Here is a 1,307-nt window from a genome sequence, read left to right as displayed (position 1 = left end):
CTAGGGGGTGTTTCGAAAGTGCTGGTCACAGCCATTCGTTGATGGCTGCGACCAGCACGGTCGCTTCGTAGCGAACGGCGAGTTTGTCGTACCTCGTGGCGACCGCGCGGTGGCGCTTGAGGCGGTTGATCCCGCACTCCACCGCGTGGCGCTCCTTGTAGTCGTTCTTGTCGAACTTCGGTGGCCGCCCGCCGTGGGAACCGCGTTTCCTGCGGTTCGCGATCTGGTCGCGCTTCTCGGGGATCGTGCAGCCGACACGGCGTCTGCGCAGGTAGACGCGGTTCGCGCGGGACCCGTACGCCTTATCGGCGCGGACCCTGTCCGGCCGGGTGCGCGGGCGTCCCGGGCCCAGGCGCGGCACCCGGATGCGGTCCAGGACGACCTGGAACTGCGGGGAGTCGCCGCGCTGTCCGGCGGTGATCACGAGCGACATCAGCTTCTGCGCCTGCTCGACCGCCAAGTGAATCTTGGAGGTCAGTCCACCGCGCGAACGTCCGAGACCGTGGTCGTCGGGCTCGGTGAAGACGCCGCCGGGCGACTCGACCTGCAGGTCCCCCTTTTGCGCGCACCGGCAGCTTGCTGGTGCGCGCGGACGATCGTGGAGTCGACGGAGATGTCCCAGGTGATCAGGCCCTTCGTATCGGCGCGGGCTTGGAGCTGTTCGAGGATCCGGTGCCACGTGCCGTCGCGCTGCCAGCGGCGGAACAGCCCGTAGACCGTCTCCCACGGCCCGTATCGCTCGGGCAGGTCCCGCCACGGTATGCCCGTGCGGGTGCGGAACCGTATGCCGTTGATCAGCTGCCGCTTGGTGTGCAGCGGAGGCCGACCGGCCTTGATGCCGCGCGGCAGCAGCGGTTCCAGCGCTGCCCACTGGGCGTCCGTCAGATCTCCCCGGGCCATGGAACGTGATCATCGCATGGCCTTGATCCACTTCTTGGGGCGGGCCGCTTCCTTCAGGCGGTCCTCGGTGACGGCTCCACGGGCGGCGGCTCGGATGAGTAGCGAGCCCGGTTGGCGTTGAAATGGGCCAGGTAGTAGGTGACACCGTCGAGGTGCAGCTCCATGGGCGGAGGATCGGCGACCAGGTGGGTCCAAATGTGCCGGCCGTCCAGCTGAGCCTCCATCTTCGGAGTGTTCCAGGAGCGCGCCCACCTCTCCGCCTCTTCCGGGGACCACAGGAAGCGGGCGCCGGACTCCTTCTCCTCGCCGGGCTCCGCCGCTGTCAACGCCCTTACCAGCGCCGGGCTGTAGACGGCGCGGACCCGGAAGTTTACGAGGAACCGCCTCTTGATCACGATTCGCGCGTA

Annotated in this window: 1 protein-coding gene and 1 pseudogene; both read right to left on the bottom strand. The window is 68.1% G+C overall.

Going from position 1 to position 1,307, the window contains the following annotated elements:
• Window positions 1–25: 25 nt before the first annotated feature.
• A protein-coding gene (locus QSK52_RS39020; RefSeq protein WP_435053495.1) for an IS5 family transposase occupies window positions 26–900 on the bottom strand; the annotation gives its coding sequence in 2 pieces (ribosomal slippage) (window positions 26–508 and window positions 511–900; 873 coding nt in all).
• A 53-nt stretch (window positions 901–953) separates the two neighbouring features.
• Window positions 954–1,307, bottom strand: a pseudogene (locus QSK52_RS39015) (hypothetical protein); the annotation flags it as partial.

It is taken from the genome of Kitasatospora phosalacinea, assembly GCF_030268885.1.
Lineage (GTDB): Bacteria > Actinomycetota > Actinomycetes > Streptomycetales > Streptomycetaceae > Kitasatospora > Kitasatospora phosalacinea_C.
The sequence above is the reverse complement of the archived record's forward strand: the minus strand, read 5'-3'. Positions and strand labels throughout refer to the sequence as shown.